This is a genomic window from Luteimonas colneyensis, assembly GCF_014836665.1.
GTDB lineage: Bacteria > Pseudomonadota > Gammaproteobacteria > Xanthomonadales > Xanthomonadaceae > Luteimonas > Luteimonas colneyensis.
Genome location: NZ_JACSQJ010000003.1, coordinates 1 through 23,524, shown reverse-complemented (window position 1 = coordinate 23,524; position 23,524 = coordinate 1). Strand labels below are relative to the sequence as shown.

22 protein-coding genes and 1 pseudogene are annotated in these 23,524 nt (G+C 68.6%); 18 read left to right on the top strand and 5 right to left on the bottom strand.

The window, feature by feature from the left end:
• The first annotated feature begins 4 nt into the window (after positions 1 to 4).
• The 8 genes from secY (at position 5) to H9645_RS06945 (ending at position 6,615) form a co-directional block, all read left to right on the top strand.
• On the top strand, positions 5 to 1,342 hold the full coding sequence (gene secY, locus H9645_RS06980; protein WP_191729008.1) for a preprotein translocase subunit SecY: 1,338 nt from the start codon (positions 5 to 7) through the stop codon (positions 1,340 to 1,342).
• Between the two features lie 345 nt (positions 1,343 to 1,687).
• Entirely contained in the window at positions 1,688 to 2,044 is a 357-nt protein-coding gene (rpsM, locus tag H9645_RS06975; RefSeq protein ID WP_189496883.1) for a 30S ribosomal protein S13, read from the top strand.
• A 12-nt stretch (positions 2,045 to 2,056) separates the two neighbouring features.
• Positions 2,057 to 2,446 (top strand): 30S ribosomal protein S11, encoded by a 390-nt coding sequence (gene rpsK / locus H9645_RS06970; protein WP_189496882.1) that lies wholly within the window; start codon positions 2,057 to 2,059, stop codon positions 2,444 to 2,446.
• A 15-nt stretch (positions 2,447 to 2,461) separates the two neighbouring features.
• Positions 2,462 to 3,097: a 30S ribosomal protein S4 gene (gene rpsD, locus H9645_RS06965; protein ID WP_189496879.1), complete on the top strand. Its 636-nt coding sequence runs from the start codon at positions 2,462 to 2,464 to the stop codon at positions 3,095 to 3,097.
• Positions 3,098 to 3,146: 49 nt separating this feature from the next.
• Complete coding sequence (locus tag H9645_RS06960) at positions 3,147 to 4,145, top strand: DNA-directed RNA polymerase subunit alpha (protein ID WP_191729007.1); 999 nt, start codon at positions 3,147 to 3,149, stop codon at positions 4,143 to 4,145.
• Positions 4,146 to 4,170: 25 nt separating this feature from the next.
• Positions 4,171 to 4,545, top strand: a complete 375-nt coding sequence (gene rplQ / locus H9645_RS06955) for a 50S ribosomal protein L17 (RefSeq protein WP_191729006.1) — start codon at positions 4,171 to 4,173, stop codon at positions 4,543 to 4,545.
• Between the two features lie 92 nt (positions 4,546 to 4,637).
• Complete coding sequence (locus tag H9645_RS06950; protein ID WP_191729248.1) at positions 4,638 to 5,150, top strand: disulfide bond formation protein B; 513 nt, start codon at positions 4,638 to 4,640, stop codon at positions 5,148 to 5,150.
• Positions 5,151 to 5,220: 70 nt separating this feature from the next.
• Positions 5,221 to 6,615: a class II 3-deoxy-7-phosphoheptulonate synthase gene (locus H9645_RS06945; RefSeq protein ID WP_189496874.1), complete on the top strand. Its 1,395-nt coding sequence runs from the start codon at positions 5,221 to 5,223 to the stop codon at positions 6,613 to 6,615.
• 102 nt (positions 6,616 to 6,717) lie between these two features.
• Here the strand turns inward: H9645_RS06945 and H9645_RS06940 are convergent.
• Positions 6,718 to 7,260 (bottom strand): annotated as a pseudogene (locus tag H9645_RS06940) (2'-5' RNA ligase family protein); the annotation flags it as partial.
• A gap of 39 nt (positions 7,261 to 7,299) precedes the next feature.
• The gene (gene typA, locus H9645_RS06935) at positions 7,300 to 9,150 is read right to left on the bottom strand and encodes a translational GTPase TypA (RefSeq protein WP_191729005.1); all 1,851 of its coding nucleotides are present in this window, start codon (positions 9,148 to 9,150) and stop codon (positions 7,300 to 7,302) included.
• 193 nt (positions 9,151 to 9,343) lie between these two features.
• Here typA and H9645_RS06930 point away from each other — a divergent pair, with 193 nt between their 5' ends.
• The 6 genes from H9645_RS06930 to prpC all read left to right on the top strand — a co-directional run bounded on the left by H9645_RS06930 (position 9,344) and on the right by prpC (position 16,493).
• Complete coding sequence (locus H9645_RS06930; protein ID WP_191729004.1) at positions 9,344 to 9,838, top strand: peptidylprolyl isomerase; 495 nt, start codon at positions 9,344 to 9,346, stop codon at positions 9,836 to 9,838.
• 93 nt (positions 9,839 to 9,931) lie between these two features.
• Positions 9,932 to 11,131 (top strand): aminotransferase class I/II-fold pyridoxal phosphate-dependent enzyme, encoded by a 1,200-nt coding sequence (locus H9645_RS06925; RefSeq protein WP_191729003.1) that lies wholly within the window; start codon positions 9,932 to 9,934, stop codon positions 11,129 to 11,131.
• Between the two features lie 105 nt (positions 11,132 to 11,236).
• On the top strand, positions 11,237 to 12,223 hold the full coding sequence (locus tag H9645_RS06920; protein ID WP_191729002.1) for a malate dehydrogenase: 987 nt from the start codon (positions 11,237 to 11,239) through the stop codon (positions 12,221 to 12,223).
• Positions 12,224 to 12,389: 166 nt separating this feature from the next.
• Positions 12,390 to 14,279, top strand: a complete 1,890-nt coding sequence (gene prpE / locus H9645_RS06915) for a propionate--CoA ligase (RefSeq protein ID WP_191729001.1) — start codon at positions 12,390 to 12,392, stop codon at positions 14,277 to 14,279.
• Positions 14,280 to 14,360: 81 nt separating this feature from the next.
• A complete protein-coding gene (gene prpB, locus H9645_RS06910) occupies positions 14,361 to 15,242 on the top strand; it encodes a methylisocitrate lyase (protein WP_191729000.1) in 882 nt (293 codons plus the stop codon).
• A gap of 96 nt (positions 15,243 to 15,338) precedes the next feature.
• Complete coding sequence (gene prpC / locus H9645_RS06905) at positions 15,339 to 16,493, top strand: bifunctional 2-methylcitrate synthase/citrate synthase (protein WP_191728999.1); 1,155 nt, start codon at positions 15,339 to 15,341, stop codon at positions 16,491 to 16,493.
• A 99-nt stretch (positions 16,494 to 16,592) separates the two neighbouring features.
• Here prpC and H9645_RS06900 read toward each other — a convergent pair whose 3' ends face one another.
• Both H9645_RS06900 and H9645_RS06895 read right to left on the bottom strand, forming a co-directional pair.
• Positions 16,593 to 17,204: a glutathione S-transferase family protein gene (locus tag H9645_RS06900; protein WP_191729246.1), complete on the bottom strand. Its 612-nt coding sequence runs from the start codon at positions 17,202 to 17,204 to the stop codon at positions 16,593 to 16,595.
• An 82-nt stretch (positions 17,205 to 17,286) separates the two neighbouring features.
• Positions 17,287 to 17,742: a cell wall hydrolase gene (locus tag H9645_RS06895; protein WP_191728998.1), complete on the bottom strand. Its 456-nt coding sequence runs from the start codon at positions 17,740 to 17,742 to the stop codon at positions 17,287 to 17,289.
• A 469-nt stretch (positions 17,743 to 18,211) separates the two neighbouring features.
• Between H9645_RS06895 and H9645_RS06890 the strand changes: the two genes are divergently transcribed.
• The 4 genes from H9645_RS06890 (at position 18,212) to H9645_RS06875 (ending at position 22,007) form a co-directional block, all read left to right on the top strand.
• Entirely contained in the window at positions 18,212 to 19,336 is a 1,125-nt protein-coding gene (locus H9645_RS06890) for an OmpA family protein (RefSeq protein WP_191729245.1), read from the top strand.
• Positions 19,337 to 19,520: 184 nt separating this feature from the next.
• Positions 19,521 to 20,612: an OmpA family protein gene (locus H9645_RS06885; RefSeq protein WP_191728997.1), complete on the top strand. Its 1,092-nt coding sequence runs from the start codon at positions 19,521 to 19,523 to the stop codon at positions 20,610 to 20,612.
• Positions 20,613 to 20,718: 106 nt separating this feature from the next.
• Positions 20,719 to 21,255, top strand: coding sequence for a hypothetical protein (locus H9645_RS06880; RefSeq protein ID WP_191728996.1), 537 nt, complete (start codon positions 20,719 to 20,721; stop codon positions 21,253 to 21,255).
• Positions 21,252 to 22,007 (top strand): pseudouridine synthase, encoded by a 756-nt coding sequence (locus H9645_RS06875; protein WP_191729244.1) that lies wholly within the window; start codon positions 21,252 to 21,254, stop codon positions 22,005 to 22,007. Before H9645_RS06880 ends, H9645_RS06875 begins: the two co-directional genes overlap by 4 nt.
• Positions 22,008 to 22,043: 36 nt before the next feature.
• On the opposite strand, the gene kbl is transcribed toward H9645_RS06875, so the two are convergent.
• Positions 22,044 to 23,249 (bottom strand): glycine C-acetyltransferase, encoded by a 1,206-nt coding sequence (gene kbl / locus H9645_RS06870; RefSeq protein WP_191728995.1) that lies wholly within the window; start codon positions 23,247 to 23,249, stop codon positions 22,044 to 22,046.
• Positions 23,250 to 23,524: the final 275 nt, after the last annotated feature.

Here is a 23,524-nt window from a genome sequence, read left to right as displayed (position 1 = left end):
GCGCATGGCACGAAGCGGCGGCGCAATGGGTGGCATGGCGGGGCTCGGCAAGTTCACCGAGCTGCGCCAGCGCCTGCTGTTCGTCCTCGGGGCGCTGATCGTCTACCGCATCGGGTGCTACATCCCGGTGCCGGGCGTCAACCCCGATGCCATGCTCCGCCTGATGGAGCAGACCGACGGCACCATCGTGGACATGTTCAACATGTTCTCCGGTGGTGCCCTCGAGCGCTTCAGCGTCTTCGCGCTGAACGTGATCCCCTACATCTCCGCCTCGATCATCATCCAGCTGCTGGTGCAGATCGTGCCGAGCCTGAAGGCGATCCAGAAGGAAGGCGAGTCCGGCCGCCGCAGGATCACCCAGTGGTCGCGCATCGGCGCGATCCCGCTGGCGATCTTCCAGGCCGCCGGTATCGCGACCATGCTGCAGAGCCAGGGCGTGGCCTACGCGCCGGGCCTGGGCTTCGTGCTGACCGCGATCGTGGCGCTCACCGCCGGCACCATGTTCCTGGTGTGGCTGGGCGAGCAGGTGACCGAGCGCGGCGTCGGCAACGGCGTGTCGCTGATCATCTTCGCCGGTATCGTGGCCGGGCTGCCGAGCGCGATCATCACGACGTTCGAAGCGGCCCGCAACGGCGACATGAGCCCGATCGCGGTGATCGTGATCGCGCTGCTGGTGGTGGCGTTCACCTACTTCGTGGTGTTCGTCGAGCGTGGCCAGCGCCGGATCACGGTGAACTACGCGCGTCGGCAGGGTGGTCGCAACGCGTACATGAACCAGAGCTCGTTCCTGCCGCTGAAGCTCAACATGGCGGGCGTGATCCCGGCGATCTTCGCTTCGTCGATCATCATGTTCCCGGCCACGGCTTCCACCTGGTTCAGCCAGGCCGGCCAGGCCAACTGGCTGCAGCGGGTCAGCCAGGCCCTGTCGCCGGGCGAGCCGCTGTACATCCTGCTTTACGCGGGCCTGATCGCCGGTTTCACCTTCTTCTACACCGCGCTGGTCTTCAATTCCCAGGAAACCGCGGACAACCTGAAGAAGTCCGGCGCGCTGATCCCGGGCATCCGGCCGGGCAAGGCCACGGCCGACTACATCGATGGCGTGCTGACGCGGCTCACCGCGGCCGGCGCCGCCTACCTGGTGCTGGTCTGCCTGCTGCCCGAGTTCATGCGCGGCGAACTGAATGCGTCGTTCTACTTCGGCGGCACCTCGCTGCTGATCGTGGTGGTGGTGGTGATGGATTTCATCTCCCAGATCCAGGCCCACCTGATGTCGCACCAGTACGAGAGCCTCCTCAAGAAGGCCAACCTGAAGGGTGGCGCGCGCGGCCTGCCGCGCGGCTGAAGATTCAAGACGGATCCCGGGCCCCGGCAATGCCGGAGCAACCACGGATCCATGGCCCGACCGCTCCGCGGCCGGGCTTTTGATGGGCGACCTGCGCGGCGGTCCCGCACGCAGGTGGTTCACCGGCCAGTCCCGGCGCCAGAGTAGCGCCGGGCGGGCAGGGCCCCGCGAGGGGTCGTGTCCAGCCGGGAACCGTCGCCGGAGCATGGGCACACTCCCCATGCCGGGCCGGTCGGACGCCTTTGGCGGCCGCGGGCTTCCTTGGAACGCGGGATCCTGATACAATTTCTTGTTCACTGCGCCGGATGACCTGTCCGGCCGCCCCAAACAGTTGGAGATCCGCGCATGGCGCGTATTGCAGGTGTCAACCTGCCTGCCCAGAAGCACGTCTGGGTCGGGCTGCAAAGCATCTACGGCATCGGCCGTACCCGTTCGAAGCTCGTCTGCGACGCCGCCGGCGTGGCCTCGAACACCAAGATCCGCGACCTGTCGGAGCCGGAAGTCGAGCGCCTGCGCTCGGAAGTCGGCAAGTTCGTGGTCGAGGGCGACCTCCGCCGCGAAATCGGCATGGCGATCAAGCGCCTGATGGACCTGGCCTGCTACCGCGGCCTCCGCCATCGCCGCGGCCTCCCGCTGCGCGGCCAGCGCACCCGGACCAATGCCCGTACCCGCAAGGGTCCGCGCAAGGCCATCAGGAAATAAGGAAACAAGATCATGGCCAAGCCGGCAGCCAAGCCGAAGAAGAAGATCAAGCGCGTCGTCACCGACGGCATCGCCCACGTCCACGCTTCGTTCAACAACACCATCATCACGATCACCGACCGTCAGGGCAACGCACTGTCGTGGGCGACTTCGGGCGGCGCGGGTTTCCGCGGTTCGCGCAAGTCCACCCCGTTCGCCGCCCAGGTCGCCGCGGAGAAGGCCGGCAAGGCCGCCCTCGACTACGGCGTGAAGTCGCTTGAAGTCCGCATCAAGGGCCCGGGCCCGGGCCGTGAGTCCGCCGTCCGCTCGCTCAACAACGTGGGCTACAAGATCACCAACATCATCGACGTGACGCCGATCCCGCACAACGGGTGCCGTCCGCCGAAGAAGCGTCGCGTCTAAAGGGGGCGATAAGAAATGGCTCGTTATATCGGTCCCACCTGCAAGCTCGCCCGCCGCGAAGGCGCCGACCTCTCCCTGAAGTCGCCCGCGCGCGCCCTCGACTCGAAGTGCAAGCTGGAGCAGAAGCCCGGCCAGCACGGTGCCGGCACCGGCGCGCGTCGCAGCAAGCTCTCCGACTACGCCGTCCAGCTGCGCGAGAAGCAGAAGGTCAAGCGCATCTACGGCCTGCTGGAGCGCCAGTTCCGCAACTACTACAAGAAGGCCTCGACCAAGAAGGGCAACACGGGTGAAAACCTGCTGCAGCTCCTCGAGACCCGCCTCGACAACGTCGTCTACCGCATGGGCTTCGCGGTCACCCGCCCGGCGGCGCGCCAGCTGGTTTCGCACCGCGGCGTGACGGTCAACGGCAAGTCCGTGAACCTGCCTTCGTACCAGGTCAAGGCCGGCGACGCGATCGCGCTGTCGGAGAAGGCCCAGAAGCAGATGCGCGTCCAGGAGGCCCTCACGGTGTCCTCCACCATGGACCTGTCGCCGTCCTGGGTCGAAGTCGACTCGAAGAAGTTCAGCGGCGTGTTCAAGGCGGTCCCGGACCGCGGCGACCTGCCCGCCGACATCAACGAAGCGCTGATCGTCGAGCTGTACTCGAAGTAATTCACCCGGTCTGCCGGTCCCCGCCGGCAGGCCCCAGGAGACACCAAACATGACGGTTACCGCCAACCAGGTCCTGCGCCCGCGTGGCCCCCAGATCGAGCGCATCACCGGCAACCGCGCCAAGGTCGTGATCGAGCCGCTCGAGCGCGGCTACGGCCATACGCTCGGCAATGCCCTGCGCCGCGTGCTGCTGTCGTCCATCCCCGGCTTCGCCATCACCGAGGTCGAGATCGACGGCGTGCTGCATGAGTACAGCACGATCGAAGGCCTGCAGGAGGACGTGCTCGAGGTGCTGTTGAACCTCAAGGACGTCGCCATCCGCATGGGCACCGGCGACAGCTCGACGCTGACCCTGGCCAAGTCCGGCCCGGGCGTCGTCACCGCCGCCGACATCAAGACCGACCACAACGTCGAAGTGCTGAACGGCGACCACGTGATCTGCCATCTCACCAAGGATGCGTCGATCAACATGCGCCTGAAGATCGAGCGCGGCTTCGGCTACCAGCCGGCCGCCGCGCGCCGCCGTCCGGACGAGGAGACCCGCGCCATCGGTCGCCTGATGCTGGACGCGTCGTTCTCGCCCGTCCGCCGCGTCGCGTACGAAGTCGAAGCCGCCCGCGTCGAGCAGCGCACCGACCTCGACAAGCTGGTGCTGGACATCGAGACCAACGGCACGATCGACGCCGAGGAGGCCGTGCGCACCGCCGCCGACATCCTCACCGACCAGCTCAGCGTCTTCGGTGATTTCACCCGCCGCGACAGCGGCGCCCAGAAGGCCCAGGCCCCGGGCGTGGATCCGGTGCTGCTGCGCCCGATCGACGACCTGGAGCTGACGGTGCGTTCGGCCAACTGCCTCAAGGCCGAGAGCATCTACTACATCGGCGACCTGATCCAGAAGACGGAAGTCGAGCTGCTCAAGACCCCGAACCTCGGCAAGAAGTCGCTCACCGAGATCAAGGAAGTGCTGGCCCAGCGTGGCCTTTCGCTCGGCATGAAGCTCGAGAACTGGCCGCCGGCCGGCGTCTCGGCGCACGGCATGCTCGGCTAAGACAAGACAGACAGGAACCAAGACCATGCGCCACCAGAAATCCGGCCGCAAGTTCAGCCGCACCAGCGCACACCGCGATGCCATGTTCACCAACATGGCGGCGTCGCTGCTCAAGCACGAGCTGATCAAGACCACGCTCCCGAAGGCCAAGGAGCTTCGCCGCGTCGCCGAGCCGCTGATCACCATGGGCAAGACCGACGGCGTCGCCAACCGCCGCCTGGCCTTCTCGCGCCTGCGCGACAAGGAAGCCGTGGGCAAGCTGTTCGTCGAACTGGGCCCGCGCTACCGCGAGCGTCCGGGCGGCTACCTGCGCATCATCAAGTGCGGGTTCCGCGACGGCGACAACGCGCCGATGGCCTACGTCGAGCTCGTCGACCGGGCGCAGCCCGCCGCCGAGTAAGACCGGCGACGGTAATGCATGCAGGAACCCCGGCCTTCGCGCCGGGGTTTTTGTTATCTTGGCGTCCATTTCGCGCGAGTCCGCCGATGACCCTGAATCCGTTCCGCTGGACCTTCCGCAGCCAGTGCCTTGCCGGCTTCGCCGCCTGCGCAGCGCTGATCGGATTCGCGATCTATTCGCAGTTTGCCTGGGGGCTCGAACCCTGCCCGATGTGCATCTTCCAGCGCCTGGCCTTCGCGGCGCTGGGCCTGGTGTTCCTCGTCGCCGGCCTGCACGCGCCGCGCGCCGCGGGGACCCGGGGCGTGTACGGCGTGGTCGGTTTCCTCGCCGCCGCCGTCGGCATGGGGCTCGCGGGACGCCATGTCTGGCTGCAGCTCAACCCGCCGGACGTGCCGGGCTGCCTGCCGCCGCTGTCGTTCATGCGCGAAACCATGTCGACCACCGGCGTCATCCGCCGGGTGCTGACGGGATCCGGCGACTGCAGCGCGGTGGACTGGAGCTTCCTCGGCCTCTCGATGCCGGCGTGGAGCCTCGTCTGGTTCATCGCGCTCGGGCTGTTCTTCCTGTTCGCGGCCTTCAGGGCGCGGCGGCGCGGGCAGCGCTGACGACCATTGCCATCATCCGCCGGTGCGCGGATGATGGGGGCTCGCTGCACTGCAACAACCACGAGTCCCGATGTCCGCCAACGAACGCAACCTCCGCCCCGTGAACCTGCCCGAGAACTGGAATCCGGGGAGCTGGCGCCTCCGCCCCGCGCTGCAGATGCCGTCCTATCCCGACGCCGCGGAGCTGGCGGGCGTGCAGGACGAGCTGCGTGCGCTGCCGCCCCTGGTGACGTCCTGGGAAGTGCAGGCGCTCAGGCAGCAGCTGGCCGACGCGCAGGAAGGCAGGCGCTTCCTGCTCCAGGGCGGCGACTGCGCCGAGAACTTTTCCGACTGCAGCTCCGCGGTGATCTCGAACCGCCTGAAGGTGCTGCTGCAGATGAGCCTGGTGCTGGTGCACGGCCTGCGCCAGCCGGTGGTGCGCGTGGGCCGCTTCGCCGGCCAGTACGCCAAGCCGCGTTCGGCCGACATGGAGACCCGCGGCGACGCCACGCTGCCCAGCTATCGCGGCGACATCGTCAACGGCCCGGAGTTCAGCGCGCAGGCGCGCGTCCCCGACCCGCGGCGCATGGTCAAGGCACATGCGCGTTCGGCGATGACGATGAACTTCGTGCGCGCCCTGGTCGACGGCGGCTTCGCCGACCTGCACCACCCGGAATACTGGGACCTCGGCTGGGTCACGCACTCGCCGCTGGCGCACGAATACCAGCGCATGGTCGCCAACATCGGCGAGGCCGTGCGCTTCATGGAGACGCTCTCGGGCAGCGAGGTGCACAACCTCAACCGCGTCGATTTCTTCACCTCGCACGAGGCCCTGCTGCTGCCGTACGAGGAAGCCTTCACCCGCGAGGTGCCGCGCCAGTGGGGCTGGTTCAACCTCAGCACCCACTTCCCCTGGATCGGCATGCGCACGGCGGCGCTGGACGGCGCGCATGCGGAGTACTTCCGCGGCATCCGCAACCCGGTGGCGGTCAAGGTCGGCCCGACGGTGGCGCCCGACGAGCTGCTGCGCCTGGTCGACCTGCTCAATCCCGCGGACGAACCGGGCCGCCTGGCCCTGATCTGCCGCATGGGCGCGGGGAAGGTCGCCGACCGCCTGCCGCCGCTGCTGGAGGCCGTGCGGCGCGAAGGCCGCCGCGTGCTGTGGGTCTGCGATCCCATGCACGGCAACACCGAGACCACCAGCAACGGCTACAAGACCCGTCGATTCGACAACATCCGCAGCGAGATCGAGCAGAGCTTCGACCTGCACGCCGCGGCTGGCACCCGACTGGGTGGCGTCCACCTCGAGCTGACCGGCGAGGATGTCACCGAGTGCACCGGCGGCGCCCGTGACCTGGGCGAGGTCGACCTCGAGCGTGCCTACCGTTCGACGGTGGACCCGCGGCTCAACTACGAGCAGTCGCTGGAAATCGCGATGGCGATCGTGCGCAAGCACGCGCAGCTGGGAACCCCGGTCAAGGTCTGAGCCGTCGGGATGCCGCCGTCGCTGCTGCGGCAGCGATCCGGGCAGTGATCGAAGTGTGGGCCCGGTTGCACTGAAGACGTGGCGTCGAGCGCACGCCCGCGCTCAGAACAGTCGCGCCTGCTCGGGTTCGGGCGGGAGCGCGGGTCCCGTCAGCGCCCATTCCCCAAGCGCGTCGTAACGTCCACCGGGATTGAACAGGAGCTCGAAGCGCTCGACGCGCAGTGCGCCGACGTCGCAGTCGATTGCATCCAGCCACGGCTGCGCCGGGAGGTGGCGGTCGAGATAGGCCAGGGTGACGTGCGGCTGCGTGGTGACCTGCAGCGGGCGGATGCCGCAGTGCCGGATGGCGTCGCGGGTGGCGTCGCACAGGGCCTGCAGGGCAGGGCAGTCATGCGGCAGCGCCACCACCGCGCCCGATTGCGGCCAGTAGGCGAACCGCTCCACGGTGAAGGCATGCGGAGGAATGCTCCGGGCAACGCCTGCCAGCGCGTCGTGCAGGGCGGGCGTCGCGAGGTCCAGTGCGTCGTAGCCGATGAAGCACAGGGTCGCGTGCCACTGGTCGGGCCGACGGGGCTGCAGGCGGAGCGCGCCATCCTGGCGCGCTGACTGCAGCCTGGCGGCCAGTGCGGAGAGGCGTTCGCGCCCCGCCGCATCGGGCCCGCCAGCCCGGGAACAGCGCCCGGCTCACGCCGCGCGGCTGGCCCGCTTGCGGTCGACCTCGGTGCGCAGCTTCTTGCGCAGGCGGATCTGCTTGGGCGTTACCTCGACCAGCTCGTCGTCGTCGATGAACTCCAGCGCCTGCTCCAGCGAGAACTTGATCGCCGGGATCAGGCCCTCGTCGTCGTCCTTGCCCGAGGCGCGGAAGTTGGTGAGCTGCTTGCCGCGCAGCGCGTTGACGGTCAGGTCGTTGTCCTTGGAGTGGATGCCGAGGATCTGGCCCTCGTAGATCTCTTCGCCCGGCTCGATGAACAGGCGGCCACGCTCCTGCATCGCCATCTGTGCATACGCCGGCGACGGACCGGTGCCGTTCGAGATCAGCACGCCGTTGTTGCGCTGGCCGATGTCGCCTTCCGCCTTCGGGCCGTAATGGTCGAAGACGTGGAACAGGAGGCCGGTGCCGGCGGTCAGGGTCTTGAATTCGGTCTGGAAGCCGATCAGGCCGCGCGCCGGGATGATGTAGTCCAGGCGCACGCGGCCCTTGCCGTCGGGCTCCATGCCCTGCAGCAGCGCCTTGCGCTCGCCGAGCCGGCCCATGACGCCGCCCTGGAACTGCTCGTCCATGTCCACGACCAGCGACTCGTAGGGCTCCTCGACCACGCCGTCCACCGTGCGCACGATGACCTCGGGACGCGACACCGCGAGCTCGTAGCCCTCGCGGCGCATGTTCTCGATCAGGATGGAGAGGTGCAGCTCGCCGCGGCCGGAGACCTTGAACTTGTCGGCGTCGGCGGTGTCCTCGACGCGCAGCGCCACGTTGTGCGCGGTCTCGCGGGTGAGGCGGTCGCGCAGCTGGCGGCTGGTGAGGAACTTGCCACCCGAGCGCTCCTTGACGCCGGCGAACGGCGAATCGTTGACCTGGAAGGTCATCGAGATCGTCGGTTCGTCGACGGTCAGCACCGGCAGCTGCTCGACCGCGGAGGGATCGCACAGCGTGTCGGAGATGCCCAGGCCCTCGATGCCCGAGAACGCGATGATGTCGCCGGCGCGGGCCTCCTGGACCTCGACGCGCTCCAGGCCCATGAAGCCGAGCACCTGCAGCACCTTGGCCTGGCGGACCTTGCCGTCGGCGGCGGCGATCACGCTCACCGTCTGGTTGGTCTTCACCTTGCCGCGCTGGATGCGGCCGACGCCGATCACGCCGACGTAGTTGTTGTAGTCCAGCGAGGTCACGCGCATCTGGAAGGGGCCGTCGGGATCGACCGGCGGCGCCGGCACGTGCTCGCAGATGGCCTCGAACAGCGGGGTCATGTCGCCGCTGCGCACGGTGTCCTCGAGGCCGGCGTAGCCGTTGAGGCCGGAGGCGTAGACGGTGTGGAAGTCGAGCTGCTCGTCGTTCGCGCCCAGGCGGTCGAACAGGTCGAAGGTCTGGTCCAGCACCCAGCTCGGGCGCGCGCCGGGACGGTCGACCTTGTTCACCACCACGATCGGCTTGAAGCCCATGGCGAAGGCCTTCTGGGTCACGAAGCGGGTCTGCGGCATCGGCCCGTCCATCGCGTCGACCAGCACCAGCACCGAGTCGACCATCGACAGCACGCGCTCGACCTCGCCGCCGAAGTCGGCGTGGCCGGGCGTGTCGACGATGTTGATGCGCCAGACCTCGTTGGTCTTCGGATTGGTCCAGCGGATCGCGGTGTTCTTCGACAGGATCGTGATGCCGCGTTCCTTCTCGATGTCGCCGCTGTCCATCACGCGATCGGGGACGGCCGCGCGCTCGTCCAGGGTTCCGGACGACTTGAGCAGCTGGTCGACGAGGGTGGTCTTGCCGTGGTCGACGTGGGCGACGATGGCGATGTTGCGGAGGCGTTCGATGGACATCGGGAAAACCGCACCTCGTGCCTTCTTGGGGCAGGGCGCGCTGGGCCTTGTTGAGGGAAGCCGGTGATTATACTTGCAGTGGCACCCCGCCAGAAAGTGTTGCAATGCCGGGCCCCCGGCTCCACTTCAGGTTCCGCGACGGGGCTTCCGGCCCGCCGGCCCCCGCACCCCCACCCAGACCAGGATTCCCGACATGTCCCTGAACGCCGTTTTCGACACCGACCGTGGCCAGATCAAGGTCGAGCTCTACCCCGACAAGGCCCCGCTGACGGTCGCCAGCTTCGTCAACCTGGCCCGCAAGGGCTTCTACGACGGCCTGAACTTCCACCGCGTGATCCCGGACTTCATGATCCAGGGCGGCTGCCCCAAGGGCACCGGCACCGGCGGCCCCGGCTACAAGTTCGAGGACGAAACGAACAACGGCGTCCGCCACGAGCGCGGCGTGCTGTCCATGGCCAACGCCGGCCCCAACACCAACGGCAGCCAGTTCTTCATCACCCACATCAAGACCGACTGGCTGGACGGCAAGCACACCGTCTTCGGCAAGGTCACCGAGGGCCTGGAGGTGGTGGACGCCGTCAAGCAGGGCGATGCCATCAAGTCGGTGAGGATCGAGGGTGACGCCGAGGCCGCGCTGGCCGCGAAGGCCGATCGCGTGGCCGAGTGGAACAAGGTGATGTCCGCCTGAGGACCCGGCCGGGGCGGGGCGCGGTGCTAGAATAAGCGGCTGCCGCGTGCGCCGCGCGCCGCGCCCCACACCCCAGTTCCAGAGGTTCCCGCAATGCCCAAGCTTGCCCAGCGGATGGGTCGCGCCAAGCCCAGCGCGATCATGGTCGTGGCCGAAACCGCCCAGCGCCTGAAGGCCGAAGGCCGCGACGTCATCAGCTTCTCGATCGGCGTCCCCAACTTCCTGCCGGGCGAGCACGTCTACGCCGCCGCCCGCGAGGCGCTGGAGCACGATTCCGGCCAGTACGGCAACAACCGTGGCGCGAACGCGGTGCTCGACGCCTTCATCGGCCACCTCGGCCGCCTGGGCCTGGACGGCTACACCCGCGCCAACTGCGCCACCGGCGTGGGCGCCAAGCACATCCTCTACAACCTGGCCGAGGCGCTGCTCGACGAGGGCGACGGCTTCGCCTTCGCCACGCCGTACTGGACCAGCTACATGGACATCGCCGAGATCGTCGGCGCCGACATCCAGCTGCTGCCGTGCCCGCCCGAGCAGGACTACAAGCTCACCCCGGCCCAGCTCGACGCGGCGCTGGCGAAGAAGCCGAAGGTGTTCCTGTTCAACAACCCGTCCAACCCGACGGGCATGGTCTACACCAGGGACGAGATCGCCGCGCTGGCCGACGTCGTCGCGCGCCATCCCGACACCTGGATCATCACCGACGACATCTACAACATGATGGTGTTCGACGGCGTGGGCTACCACAACTTCGTGCACGCGCGCCCCGAGCTGCGCGACCGCGTGATCTTCGTCGACTCGCTGTCCAAGACCTACGGCATGCCGGGCTGGCGCGTCGGCCTGATGGCGGGCCCCGAGTCCGTCGCCAAGGCGATGACGGTGATGAACTCCAACCACATCACCAGCCTGCCGGAGGTGGTCTCGGCCGCCGCCGCGGCCGCGCTGTCCGGCCCGCAGGACGTGCCCGCGGAGCGCTGCGCCGAGTTCCAGGCCAAGCGCGACCAGGTCGTGGCCGCGCTCAACGCCATCCCCGGTGTGGTCTGCCCGGTGCCGCAGGGCGCGTTCTATGCCTTCCCCGATATCAGCGTCGCCTTCGGCAAGTCGCACGGCGGCAAGGTCATCGCCAACGACGTCGACCTGTGCAACGCGCTGCTCGAAGCCAAGGGCGTGGCCTGCGTGCCGGGCTCGGCCTTTGGAGAGCCGCGCGGCCTGCGCATCAGCTACACCTGCCCGACGCCGCAGCTGGCGCCCGGCCTGGCGCGCATCCAGGAATTCTTCGCCGAACTGGCCTGAGTCCGTCCACGGCGGCCGGGTGCCGTGGACGGTCCCGGCCGCCTGCCGTCGACGCCGCGGCGCCTTCCATTTTCCTCCAGCCCCACGTATCCGGAGCCACCCCACATGAAGACCCCCGTCCGAGTTGCTGTCACCGGCGCCGCCGGCCAGATCGGTTACGCCCTCCTGTTCCGCATCGCCTCCGGCGAAATGCTGGGCAAGGACCAGCCCGTCATCCTGCAGCTGCTCGAGCTGCCGATGGAGAAGGCCCAGGCCGCGCTCAAGGGCGTGATGATGGAGCTCGAGGACTGCGCCTTCCCGCTGCTGGCCGGCATGGTCGGCACGGATGACCCGGAGGTGGCCTTCAAGGACGCCGACATCGCGCTGCTGGTCGGCGCGCGTCCGCGCGGCCCGGGCATGGAGCGCAAGGACCTGCTGCTGGAGAACGCCAAGATCTTCACCGCCCAGGGCGCGGCGCTGAACAAGGTCGCCTCGCGCGACGTCAAGGTGTTGGTGGTCGGCAACCCCGCCAACACCAACGCCTACATCGCGATGAAGTCGGCGCCGGACCTGAAGGCCGCGAACTTCACCGCGATGCTGCGCCTGGACCACAACCGCGCGCTGAGCCAGCTGGCCAACAAGGCCGGCGTGGCCGTGGGCGACATCGAGAAGCTGGTGGTCTGGGGCAACCACAGCCCGACCATGTATCCCGACTACCGCTTCGCCACGGTCAAGGGCGAGTCGCTGAAGGACCGCATCAACGACGCCGACTGGAACGCCAGCGAGTTCATCCCGCAGGTCGGCAAGCGCGGCGCGGCGATCATCGAGGCCCGTGGCCTGTCCTCGGCCGCCTCGGCCGCCAACGCCGCCATCGACCACATCCGCGACTGGGTGCTGGGCTCGAACGGCAAGTGGGTGACGATGGGCGTGCCGTCGGACGGCAGCTACGGCATCCCGGAGGGTGTGATCTACGGCGTCGCGGTGACCACCGAGAATGGCGAGTACACCCGCGTCCAGGGCCTGGAAGTCGACGACTTCAGCCGTGCGGCCATGGATCGCACCCTGGCCGAGCTCGAGGAAGAGCGCGCCGGCGTCGCCCACCTGCTGGGCTGAACCCGGCGGCGGGCGAACGCCCGCGCCGCCTTCCGGAACGACCGGGCCTGGCCCGGTCGTGTCCGTTCGGGCCGCCCGAGCCGCCACCCGGACCTGCATTCGACCATCGTCGTAGCGCGCGGTCCGCCGCGGCCGACTAGCCTCCACTGCAAAGCTGGAGACTGGCATGCGTTACGAAGACTTCCACCGGCGCTCGATCGAAGCGCCCGAAGCGTTCTGGGCCGAGCAGGCCCGGGCCATCCACTGGCACCGCGAGCCGGATGCCATCCTCGACGACTCGAACCCGCCGTTCCGGAAATGGTTCGTCGGCGGGCAGACCAACCTGTGCCACAACGCCGTCGACCGGCACCTCGCCGATCGCGGCGACCAGCTGGCACTGGTGGCCATCTCCTCCGAAACCGGCACCACCCGCGAGTTCGACTACCGCGCGCTGCATCGCGAGGTGAACGTGTTCGCCGCGGTGCTGAAATCCCTCGGCGTGGGCCGCGGCGACCGCGTGGTCATCTACATGCCCAACATCGCCGAAGCGGTGTTTGCGATGCTCGCCTGTGCGCGCATCGGTGCGGTGCACTCGGTGGTGTTCGGCGGCTTCGCGGCGCACAACCTGGCGCTGCGCATCGACGACGCGGAGCCGAAGCTGCTGATCGCAGCCGATGCCGGCAGCCGCGGCGGCAAGGTCATCCCCTACAAGCCGCTGGTGGACGCCGCGCTGGCCGAGGCGAAATCACCGCCGCCGCACGTGCTCATCGTCGACCGCGGCCTGGCCCCGGACTACGCGCGCACCGAGGGCCGCGATCTCGACTACGCCGACCTGCGCGCGCGCCACGAGGCTGCGGATGTGCCGGTGGAGTGGCTGGAATCCAACGAGCCCAGCTACCTGCTCTACACCTCGGGCACCACCGGCAGGCCCAAGGGCGTGCAGCGCGACACCGGCGGCTACGCGGTGGCGATGGCGCTGTCGATGTGGTCGATCTACGACGTCCGTGCGGGGCAGGCCATGTTCAGCACCTCCGACGTCGGCTGGGCGGTCGGGCACTCCTACAACGTCTACGGACCGCTGATCGCGGGTGCCACGTCGATCCTGTACGAGGGCCTGCCCACCTCGCCGGACGCGGGGGTGTGGTGGCGGATCTGCGAGAAATACGGCGTGCGCACGCTGTTCTCCTCGCCCACCGCGGTGCGGGTGCTGAAGAAGCAGGATCCGGAATGGCTGACGAAGTACGACCTGTCGGCGCTGAAGTACCTCTTCCTCGCCGGCGAGCCACTGGATGAACCCACCGCGCAGTGGATCAACGAGGGGCTCGGCAAGACGGTCATCGACAACTACTGGCAGACCGAAACCGGCTGGCCGGTGCTGGCGCTGATGCCCGGCGTGGAGATGAAGCCGGTGAAGTTCGGCTCGCCGGGCCTGCCGACCCCTGGCTACGACATCCGGGTGATCGACGAAGCCACCGGTGCGGAGGCGCGACCGGGCGAGAAGGGCGTGCTGGTGATCCGGCCGCCGCTGCCGCCGGGCTGCATGACCACGGTCTGGCGCGACGACAAGCGCTTCGTCGACAGCTATTTCTCCCACTTCACGGAGCTGCTCTACAGTTCGCTCGACTGGGCGATCCGGGACGCCGAGGGCTACACCTTCATCCTCGGACGGACCGACGATGTCATCAACGTCGCCGGCCATCGCCTGGGCACGCGCGAGATCGAGGAGTCGGTGTCGGGCCATCCGGGCGTGGCCGAGGTGGCGGTGATCGGCGTCCAGGACGAGGTGAAAGGGCAGGTGCCGGTGGTGTTCGCCACCCTGAAGCAGGCGGCCGACGCGGCGCTGGCGGCGCACGAGATGCAGGCACGCGTGGTCGAGCAGCTGGGTGCGATCGCGCGTCCGGCGCGGATCTACGTGGTGGGCGCACTGCCCAAGACGCGCTCGGGCAAGCTGCTGCGGCGCTCGATCCAGGCCCTGGCCGAACACCGCGACCCGGGCGACCTGTCCACGCTGGACGATCCCGGTGCGCTGGGCGAGATCAGCAGCGCGCTCGAGCGGGGGGCCGACGCCGGCAGCTGAGGGTCGCGCGCAGCGTCGGCGAGTCCGGCGTGCCCGCCTGCTCCGCTAGAATGGCGCGGTTCCCCAACCGCAGAAATCCCCATGTCCGAGCATGTTTCCGCCGGCGCGCGCTTCCGCGCCGCCGTCGCCGAAGAATCCCCGCTGCAGGTGATGGGCGCCATCACCGCCTATGCCGGCCTGATGGCCAAGCGCACCGGCTACAGGGCGCTGTACCTGTCGGGTGGCGGCGTGGCCGCGAACTCGCTGGGCATGCCCGACCTCGGCATCTCGACCATGGAGGACGTGCTGATCGACGCCCGCCGCATCGTCGAGGCCACCGGGCTGCCGCTGCTGGTCGACATCGATACCGGCTGGGGCGGGGCGTTCAACATCGCGCGCACCATCCGCAGCTTCGAGCGCGCCGGCGTCGCCGCGGTGCACATGGAGGACCAGGTCGGCCAGAAGCGCTGCGGCCACCGTCCCAACAAGGAAGTGGTGTCGAAGGGCGAGATGGTCGACCGGGTCAAGGCCGCCGTCGACGGTCGCATGGGCGACGGCTTCGTGATCATGGCGCGCACCGACGCCGCCGCCGTCGAGGGCATCGATTCCGCGATCGAGCGCGCCGTGGCCTACGTCGAGGCCGGCGCCGACATGATTTTTCCCGAGGCCATGAACACCCTCGAGGACTACAGGAAGTTCAAGGACGCGGTGAAGGTGCCGATCCTGGCCAACCTCACCGAGTTCGGTTCCACCCCCTTCTTCACCACCGACGAGCTGCGTTCGGCCGGGGTCGACATCGCGCTCTACTGCTGCGGCGCGTACCGGGCCATGAACAAGGCCGCGCTGAACTTCTACGAGACCGTTCGCCGCGAAGGCACGCAGAAGAACATCGTCGACACCCTGCAGACGCGCGCCGAGCTCTACGACTTCCTCGGCTACCACGCGTACGAGGACAAGCTCGACGCGCTGTTCTCGAAGGACTGACCCCCGGCGGCCCCGGGCGGCGCGGCGAGCCGCCCGCCCCGGGCAACGCCATGCGCCCGGTGCGCGCCACCAATCCCAGTGTCTACGGAGCATTCGATGAGCGAACCCACGAGCACCCTGCCGAAGCCGAAGAAGTCGGTGGCCCTGTCCGGCACCGCCGCCGGCAACACCGCGCTCTGCAGCGTCGGCCGCAGCGGCAACGATCTGCACTACCGCGGCTATGACATCACCCAGTTCGCGACCACGGCGGAATTCGAGGAGGTCGCCTACCTGCTGGTGCACGGCAAGCTGCCGTCGAAGCCGGAGCTGGCGCGCTACAAGGCGAAGCTGAAGTCGCTGCGCGGGATCCCGGCAGCGGTCAAGGCCGCGCTGGAGGAGCTGCCGCCTTCGGCGCATCCGATGGACGTGATGCGTACCGGCGTGTCCGTGCTGGGCTGCATCGCGCCGGAGAAGGACGACCACAACCATCCGGGCGCGCGCGACATCGCCGACAAGCTGATGGCGTCGCTCGGCTCGATGCTGCTGTACTGGTACCACTTCAGCCACAACGGCCGGGTCATCGACGTCGAGACCGACGACGATTCGATCGGCGGCCACTTCCTGCACCTGCTGCACGGCGAGCCGCCGCCGGAAAGCTGGGTGCGCGCGATGCACACTTCGCTCAACCTGTATGCCGAGCACGAGTTCAACGCCTCCACCTTCACCTCGCGCGTCATCGCCGGCACCGGCAGCGACATGTATTCGTGCATCGCCGGCGCCATCGGTGCGCTGCGCGGACCGAAGCACGGCGGCGCCAACGAGGTCGCCTTCGAGGTGCAGAAGCGCTACGACACGCCTGACGAGGCCGAGGCCGACATCCGCGAGCGCGTCGGCCGCAAGGAAGTGGTGATCGGCTTCGGCCACCCGGTGTACACCGTGGGCGATCCGCGCAACGGCATCATCAAGGACGTGGCGAAGGAGCTGTCGGAAGAGCAGGGCGACACCCGCATGTACGCCATCGCCGAGCGCCTGGAGTCGGTGATGTGGGACATCAAGAAGATGTTCCCGAACCTCGACTGGTTCAGCGCGGTGAGCTACCACATGATGGGCGTGCCGACGGCGATGTTCACCCCGCTGTTCGTGATCGCGCGCACCAGCGGCTGGAGCGCGCACGTGATCGAGCAGCGAATCGACGGCAAGATCATCCGTCCGAGCGCGAACTACACCGGTCCCGAGAACCGCGACTGGGTGCCGATGGCCGATCGCCGCTGAGACGCCAGGCCAGGCTGGAAACGAAACGGCGCCCCGAGGGCGCCGTTTTCCTGTTTCAGCATGGAGCCGCCATGGCGGCGATTGGTTCCAGCCGGCCGCCTACTTCAGCCCCTCGGCCTCCAGCGCGGCGCGCACGCCCGGGTCGGCCTCCATCCGCGCCTTGAACGAGGCGATGTTGTCCAGCCCGGACATGTCCACGCCGGTGCCGTGGGCCCAGCGCACCGTCATATAGAAGTAGGGATCGGCGAAGCTGCGGAAGCCGGCCAGCCAGTCGTTCCCGGCCAGGCGCCTGTCGGCGGTTTCCATGAGCTTGCGCACCAGCGTCCTGGCAGACGCCTTGACCGCGTCATGCTGCGCCTCGTCGCCGATGTAGCGGGCGGTGGAGAAGATCGGCTTGAACGCCGGATGCAGGTCGGAGTTCACGAAGGCCAGCCAGCGTGCGGCCTCGGCGCGCTGGCGCGGCGAACCATCACCCGCCAGACCGGCCTGCGGCCTCGTGTCGGCGATGTAGCCCATGATCGCGGCGTTCTGGGTCAGCACGAAGTCGCCATCGACCAGCGCCGGCACCGCGCCGGCGGGATTGATGGCGAGGAAGGCCGGAGCCTTCATCGATTCGCCATCGAGGATCTCGACCTCGTAGGGAGCGCCGGTCCACTCCAGCGCCATGTGCACGGCGGTCGAGCATGCGCCCGGCTTCGAATACAGCTTCATCTGCGGCTCCTCGCGTGGGGAAACCGCCATCATCCGCGCTGCCCGCGGCGCGCTCAAGGCGCCGCAGCACCGCCACCGGGCCTCAGGACTTCGGCTTCAGGTTCTGGACCCGGAGAAAGGTGTGGTCGCCGATGGTTGCGACCTGGTAGGCGTTGCGCCAGCTCGGGCTGGCGATGGCATGCGCCAGGAAGTGGCTGGCGCCGGGCACTACTTCCTTGCGCTCGCCGGCCGGCAGCGCCCAGTTGCGCTGGGCTTCCAGGGCGATCGTGACCGATTGCGACCAGGCCTCGGTGTTGGTCAGGCGCGTGCGTGGCGACACGATCGTCGGCGCGAACTGCTTGCGCGCGGTCACCACGTCGCAGACCGAGTCGCCCCACAGGCCGCTGTCGGTGCGGCGCAGGGCGACCTCGGCCACGGCGTGCTGGCCGAGGACGGACTGGTCGCGGGCCTCGAGGTACAGCGTGGTGCTGAGGCACAGGGAATCTGCAGCCTGCGGGGGCAGTATCGATGCCAGCCACAGGATCCAGGCGAGTTTCATGACGGCTCCTTGCTCCGTTGCGCCGTTCGCGCAGCAGGGCCGGGCTCCAATGGAACCCGTGCCACCGCGTCGCGGGACGGCCTGGCGTGTTGGGGAGGGCGGCGGCACTCTCTGGCGCGCTTGCTGCCCGGGCGCGAAGCCCGCAGAACGACGGGTCGTGCCGGTTCCGCCGAAGTCGCGGCGGAGAAAAAAGTTGGCGCACGTTACTGCCCGGTTTCGAAACGCCGGCTGAACAGGGGTTCAGGGATCTTCGCGCATGACATCGGTCAAGGGCCGGTCGTCGATTTGCCCCGGCCCGTCGGCGGTCGGCCCGGCACGATATTTGTTAGGTCAACGTTAACGCCGTCTTCACGCGTTTGAACCTAACCTTCGGCCGCGATCCGGTCGTGCCCATGACCGTGTCCATCCACAGTTTCAGGCGGCTTCGGCATCGCTCGGCACCGTCCACCACCCAAGGAGCAACAACATGATGAACAAGAAGCTGCTGTGCGCAGCCATGCTGCTGGCCGGTCTGGGCGCTGCCCACGGCGCCGCCGCCCAGGAATACGACGACCGCTGGTACCTCACCGGCAGCGCCGGCTTCAACATCCAGGACAACGACCGTGGCACCAACGACGCGCCGTTCCTGGGCCTGGGTATCGGCAAGTTCGTTTCGCCGAACTGGTCGGTGGATGCCGAGCTCAATTACCAGAACCCCAACTGGGATGCGAACCAGGATCTCAACTGGAGCCAGTACGGCATCTCCTTCGACGCCCGCCGCCACTTCATCGCGGAAGGCCGCAACTGGAATCCCTACCTGCTGATGGGCCTGGGCTACCAGCGCGAAGAGATCGAGCTCGACAACTTCCCGAACCCCGATTCCCCGTTCCAGGAGGAAGAGGGTGCGGTCGCCGGCAAGTTCGGCGTGGGCGTGCAGGGCAACACCGGCCGCGTGCGTCTCCGTGCCGAGCTCGCCTATCGCGCCGTGGCCCTCGACGACACCCGCGCCCAGCTCATGAACGACGATCCGCCGCCGGAGCGCAATGACGGCGAAGACTGGTTCGGCGACGTCCTGGCCTCGGTCGGCGTGGTGATCCCGCTGGGTCCGGAGCCGACCGCCCCGGTCGCGCCGGCACCGGTGGCCCCGAGCTGCGCCGACATGGACAGCGACGGCGACGGCGTGAACGACTGCGACGACAAGTGCCCGGGTTCGCAGGCTGGCCAGACCATTGGTCCGGACGGCTGCCCGGTGCCGGTGTCGATCGACCTGAAGGGCGTCAACTTCGACTTCGACAAGTCGACCCTGCGTCCTGACGCGGTGTCGATCCTGAACGAAGCGATCGAGATCCTGAAGCGTTACCCGGAGCTGAAGGTCGAGGTGGCTGGCCACACCGACTCGAAGGGCACCGACGCCTACAACCAGTCGCTGTCGGAGCGCCGCGCGACGGCGGTGTACGACTACCTGACCGGCAACGGCATCGACGCTTCGCGCCTGGTGGGCCCGAACGGTTACGGCGAGAGCCGCCCGATCGCGCCGAACACCAACGACGACGGTTCGGACAACCCGGACGGCCGCGCGCGCAACCGCCGCACGGAGCTGAACGTCCAGAACTGAGGACGTCGGCACCTGCAGTACCCACGAGGCCCGGCAACGCCGGGTCTCGTGCTATTTAATGGATGGTTAACATCTACCTGAATGTGTATGATTGCCGGCGCGACTGGCAGGGGCGGGCCTATGGCCTGCCTTGATGCTCCCGCCGCCCCCCCTTTTCATTCCTGATTGACCTTAGGAGTAATCAATGAAGATCCGCGTGCTGAGCACTGCCTTGCTGGCCGGACTTGCGTTCTCGCAGGCCGCCGCCGCCCAGGAGTTCGACGATCGCTGGTACCTGACCGGCAGCGCCGGCTTCAACATCCAGGACAACGACCGTGGCACCAACGACGCGCCGTTCGTGGGCCTGGGTATCGGCAAGTTCATCGCCCCGGAGTGGTCGGTCGATGCCGAGCTGAACTACCAGAATCCCAACCATGACGCCAACCAGGACCTGAACTGGAGCCAGTATGGCGTCTCGTTCGACCTGCGCCGCCACTTCCTGGCCGAGGGCCGCAGCTGGAACCCCTACCTGCTGATGGGCGTGGGCTACCAGCGCTCCGAGGAAGAGTACGACGCGTTCCCGAGCCCGAACTCGCCCGGCGAGCGCGAGGACGGCAACTTCGCAGCCAAGATTGGCTTCGGCGTCCAGGGTGACATGGGCAGCCGCGTGAAGCTGCGCAGCGAGCTGGCCTACCGTGCCGACTTCGACGACACCAGCGTCAATGCCGCCAGCGAAGACTGGTTCGGCGACGTCCTGGCCTCGGTCGGCGTGGTGATCCCGCTGGGTCCGGAGCCGACCGCCCCGGTGGCGCCGGCACCGGTGGCCCCGAGCTGCGCCGACATGGACAGCGACGGCGACGGCGTGAACGACTGCGACGACAAGTGCCCGGGTTCGCAGGCTGGCCAGACCATTGGTCCGGACGGCTGCCCGGTGCCGGTGTCGATCGACCTGAAGGGCGTCAACTTCGACTTCGACAAGTCGACCCTGCGTCCTGACGCGGTGTCGATCCTGAACGAAGCGATCGAGATCCTGAAGCGTTACCCGGAGCTGAAGGTCGAGGTGGCTGGCCACACCGACTCGAAGGGCACCGACGCCTACAACCAGTCGCTGTCGGAGCGCCGCGCGACGGCGGTGTACGACTACCTGACCGGCAACGGCATCGACGCTTCGCGCCTGGTGGGCCCGAACGGTTACGGCGAGAGCCGCCCGATCGCGCCGAACACCAACGACGACGGTTCGGACAACCCGGACGGCCGCGCGCGCAACCGCCGCACGGAGCTGAACGTCCAGAACTGAGGACGTCGGCACCTGTAATACCCACGAAGCCCGGCCTCGCGCCGGGCTTCGTGCGTTTGCGGCCTGCTACACTCGCCGCCCTGTGCAGAAGAAGTGGATCGACGACATGAAGCGTGCAGCGTGGTTGGTGGTGGCGACCGGCCTGGCGGCCCCCGGCTTCGCGATGGCCGCGGTCGATTGCGGCAACCTGCCGACCGCCGGCGCCGGGACGCGGGTCAGCGTGCTCGCCCCGCTGGCGACCGAGTTGGTGGCGCCGTCCTACATGCTGGGTGCCAACAGCGGCGTCCTTGGCCATGCCTATGACGAGTCGCAGACGGTCGACGAGGTGCTGCTGCGCCGGCGCATCGAAAGCTGCCGCAACGTCGCCATCGCGACCCCGGCGAGCGTCGCCAATCCGAACGATCCCGGCGCCTACAAGCCGCAGACCGAGTTCGACAACACGCCCTGGCGCTTCGACATGAACCAGAACGGCCGTCGCATGACCGCCGACGAGTTCGACGCCTGGATGAAGGCGCGCGGCGTGCGCGTCGCCCGTGGCAGTGCACCGGCCGCCGTGCCGGCCGCGCCCGCGGGCACCGACGGCGAGCCGGCGCCCGCAGAAGGGACGCCCGTTCCCGCCACCGACGACGGCGAGCCCCGCTGAGGCCGGGCGCGCGCCCGGGGGCCCGGCACGGGCTGGCGCGCGCGCTGTCCAAGCGCGGCATCTGTTCGCGCACCGAAGCCGAACGCAGGATCCGCGCAGGCAGGGTGACGGTCGACGGGCGCGTGGTGCGCGACCCCGAGCATCCGGTCGACGCCGCTGCCGCCCGCATCACGGTCGACGGCGTCGACGCGGCCGGTCCCGCGCCGCTCTACCTCGTGCTCAACAAGCCGCGCGGACTGGTCACCACGGCCAGCGACGAGCGTGGCCGCGACACCGTGTACCGCTGCTTCGACGGCGCCGGACTCGGTTGGATCGCGCCGGTGGGGCGCCTGGACCAGGCCAGCGAAGGCCTGCTGCTGTTCACCAACGACCCCGCCTGGGCGGCCACCATCACCGACCCGGGGACCGGCCCGGACAAGACCTACCACGTGCAGATCGACGGCCGCCCGGCACCGGCGCAGCTGGAAGCGATGGTGCGAGGCTTCCGCTGCGATGGCGAGCACCTGTCGGTGGGCTCGGTGCGCATCCTGCGCGAGGGCGGGCGGAATGCCTGGCTTGAAGTCGTGCTGCACGAAGGCCGCAACCGCCACATCCGCCGCCTGATGGCGGCCTCCGGCTTCGGCGTGCTGCGGCTGGTGCGGGTGGGGATCGGCCCGGTGGCGCTTGGCGACCTGCCCAAGGGCAAATGGCGCCCGCTGGATGCGGCGGAACTCGCGGCCCTGCTGCCGCCGTCGACGCCCGCCGCGGCCTGAGGGCCGGCCCGTGCGGAGCCGGCGCGGGGCGACCGGTCAGGCCTTCAGCACGCCCAGTTCGTGGCCGATGCGGGTGAACGCGTCGATCGCCCGGTCCAGGTGCTCGCGCGTATGCGCCGCCGACAGTTGCGTGCGGATGCGCGCCTGGCCCTTGGGCACCACCGGGAAGAAGAAGCCGATCGCGTAGATGCCTTCCTCGAGCAGGCGCTCGGCGAAGCGCTGCGCCAGCGGTGCGTCGTACAGCATCACCGGGCTGATGGGGTGCACGCCGGGCTTGATGTCGAAGCCGGCGGCGGTCATGCGCTCGCGGAAGTAGGCGGTGTTTTCCGCCAGCCGCTCGCGCAGGTCACCGGCGGCATCCAGCATCTGGAAGGCCTTGGTGCCCGCGGCCACCACGTGCGGCGGCAGCGAGTTCGAGAACAGGTAGGGCCGGGAGCGCTGGCGCAGCAGCTCGATCACCTCCGCCCTGGCGGTGGTGAAACCGCCCAGCGCGCCGCCCATCGCTTTGCCGAGCGTGCCGGTGATGATGTCGATCTTCTCCAGCACGCCCTTCACCTCGGCCGAGCCGCGGCCGGTGGCGCCGATGAAGCCGGTGGCGTGGCACTCGTCGATGTGCACCAGGGCGCCGTACCTCGACGCCAGCGCTGTGATCTCGTCGAGCGGCGCGATGAAGCCGTCCATCGAGAACACGCCGTCGGTGGTGATCATGATCGTGCGCGCGCCGTCGGCCTTCGCCTGCTGCAGCTGTTTCTCCAGGTCCGCCATGTCGCAGTTGGCGTAGCGGTAGCGCTTCGCCTTGCACAGGCGTACGCCGTCGATGATCGAGGCGTGGTTGAGGGCGTCGGAGATGATCGCGTCCTCCTCGCCCAGCAGCGGCTCGAACAGGCCGCCATTGGCGTCGAAGCAGGCGGCATAGAGGATCGTGTCCTCCTTGCCGAAGAAGTCGGCGATCGTGCGCTCCAGTTCCTTGTGCAGGTCCTGGGTGCCGCAGATGAAGCGCACCGAGGCCATGCCGAAGCCGTGGGTGTCCAGCGCGTCGCGCGCGGCGGCGATGATGTCCGGATGGTCGGCGAGGCCGAGGTAGTTGTTGGCGCAGAAGTTCAGCACCGTGCGGCCGTCGGCCAGTTCGATCTCGGCCGACTGCGGGCTGGTGATGATGCGTTCGGCTTTGAACAGGCCGGCCTCGCGGATGGTGTCGAGTTCTTCGGCATAACGCCTGGTGGTCGCGGGGCTGCTGCTCATGTGGGGATCCTCTGTTGGGGCTGCCATATGGTAGCCGCTGGGTCGCGGCGCATTGCTCCGGGGGGGGGGCGCGTGGTTCCCGGACGTGCATGGGTGCTTGACGCCGGTGTTGGTGGAGGCGCGTGCCGGGACTGGGGGCTGTGCTGGCGCAGCGGGTCGTGTTGGGTCCGCGCCGGGGAGGTGCGCGCCGCGGGAGGTGGCTGGCGGGGGGAGTGCTCCGCCCGGCCGCAGACGTCCGTGTCTGAAGCCGGGGCGTGGGCCATCCATGGCCCACT

What these genes read in the sequence shown, in the direction of transcription:
- prpE (WP_191729001.1), top strand. Translation starts at nt 12,390, where the DNA reads ATGCGTTACGAAGACTTCCACCGGCGCTCGATCGAAGCGCCCGAAGCG.
- H9645_RS06930 (WP_191729004.1), top strand. Translation starts at nt 9,344, where the DNA reads ATGTCCCTGAACGCCGTTTTCGACACCGACCGTGGCCAGATCAAGGTC.
- rpsM (WP_189496883.1), top strand. Translation starts at nt 1,688, where the DNA reads ATGGCGCGTATTGCAGGTGTCAACCTGCCTGCCCAGAAGCACGTCTGG.
- rpsK (WP_189496882.1), top strand. Translation starts at nt 2,057, where the DNA reads ATGGCCAAGCCGGCAGCCAAGCCGAAGAAGAAGATCAAGCGCGTCGTC.
- H9645_RS06945 (WP_189496874.1), top strand. Translation starts at nt 5,221, where the DNA reads ATGTCCGCCAACGAACGCAACCTCCGCCCCGTGAACCTGCCCGAGAAC.
- H9645_RS06890 (WP_191729245.1), top strand. Translation starts at nt 18,212, where the DNA reads ATGAACAAGAAGCTGCTGTGCGCAGCCATGCTGCTGGCCGGTCTGGGC.
- rpsD (WP_189496879.1), top strand. Translation starts at nt 2,462, where the DNA reads ATGGCTCGTTATATCGGTCCCACCTGCAAGCTCGCCCGCCGCGAAGGC.
- kbl (WP_191728995.1), bottom strand. Translation starts at nt 23,249, where the DNA reads ATGAGCAGCAGCCCCGCGACCACCAGGCGTTATGCCGAAGAACTCGAC.
- H9645_RS06895 (WP_191728998.1), bottom strand. Translation starts at nt 17,742, where the DNA reads ATGAAACTCGCCTGGATCCTGTGGCTGGCATCGATACTGCCCCCGCAG.
- H9645_RS06885 (WP_191728997.1), top strand. Translation starts at nt 19,521, where the DNA reads ATGAAGATCCGCGTGCTGAGCACTGCCTTGCTGGCCGGACTTGCGTTC.
- H9645_RS06880 (WP_191728996.1), top strand. Translation starts at nt 20,719, where the DNA reads ATGAAGCGTGCAGCGTGGTTGGTGGTGGCGACCGGCCTGGCGGCCCCC.
- typA (WP_191729005.1), bottom strand. Translation starts at nt 9,150, where the DNA reads ATGTCCATCGAACGCCTCCGCAACATCGCCATCGTCGCCCACGTCGAC.
- secY (WP_191729008.1), top strand. Translation starts at nt 5, where the DNA reads ATGGCACGAAGCGGCGGCGCAATGGGTGGCATGGCGGGGCTCGGCAAG.
- H9645_RS06925 (WP_191729003.1), top strand. Translation starts at nt 9,932, where the DNA reads ATGCCCAAGCTTGCCCAGCGGATGGGTCGCGCCAAGCCCAGCGCGATC.
- H9645_RS06900 (WP_191729246.1), bottom strand. Translation starts at nt 17,204, where the DNA reads ATGAAGCTGTATTCGAAGCCGGGCGCATGCTCGACCGCCGTGCACATG.
- prpC (WP_191728999.1), top strand. Translation starts at nt 15,339, where the DNA reads ATGAGCGAACCCACGAGCACCCTGCCGAAGCCGAAGAAGTCGGTGGCC.
- H9645_RS06960 (WP_191729007.1), top strand. Translation starts at nt 3,147, where the DNA reads ATGACGGTTACCGCCAACCAGGTCCTGCGCCCGCGTGGCCCCCAGATC.
- prpB (WP_191729000.1), top strand. Translation starts at nt 14,361, where the DNA reads ATGTCCGAGCATGTTTCCGCCGGCGCGCGCTTCCGCGCCGCCGTCGCC.
- H9645_RS06920 (WP_191729002.1), top strand. Translation starts at nt 11,237, where the DNA reads ATGAAGACCCCCGTCCGAGTTGCTGTCACCGGCGCCGCCGGCCAGATC.
- rplQ (WP_191729006.1), top strand. Translation starts at nt 4,171, where the DNA reads ATGCGCCACCAGAAATCCGGCCGCAAGTTCAGCCGCACCAGCGCACAC.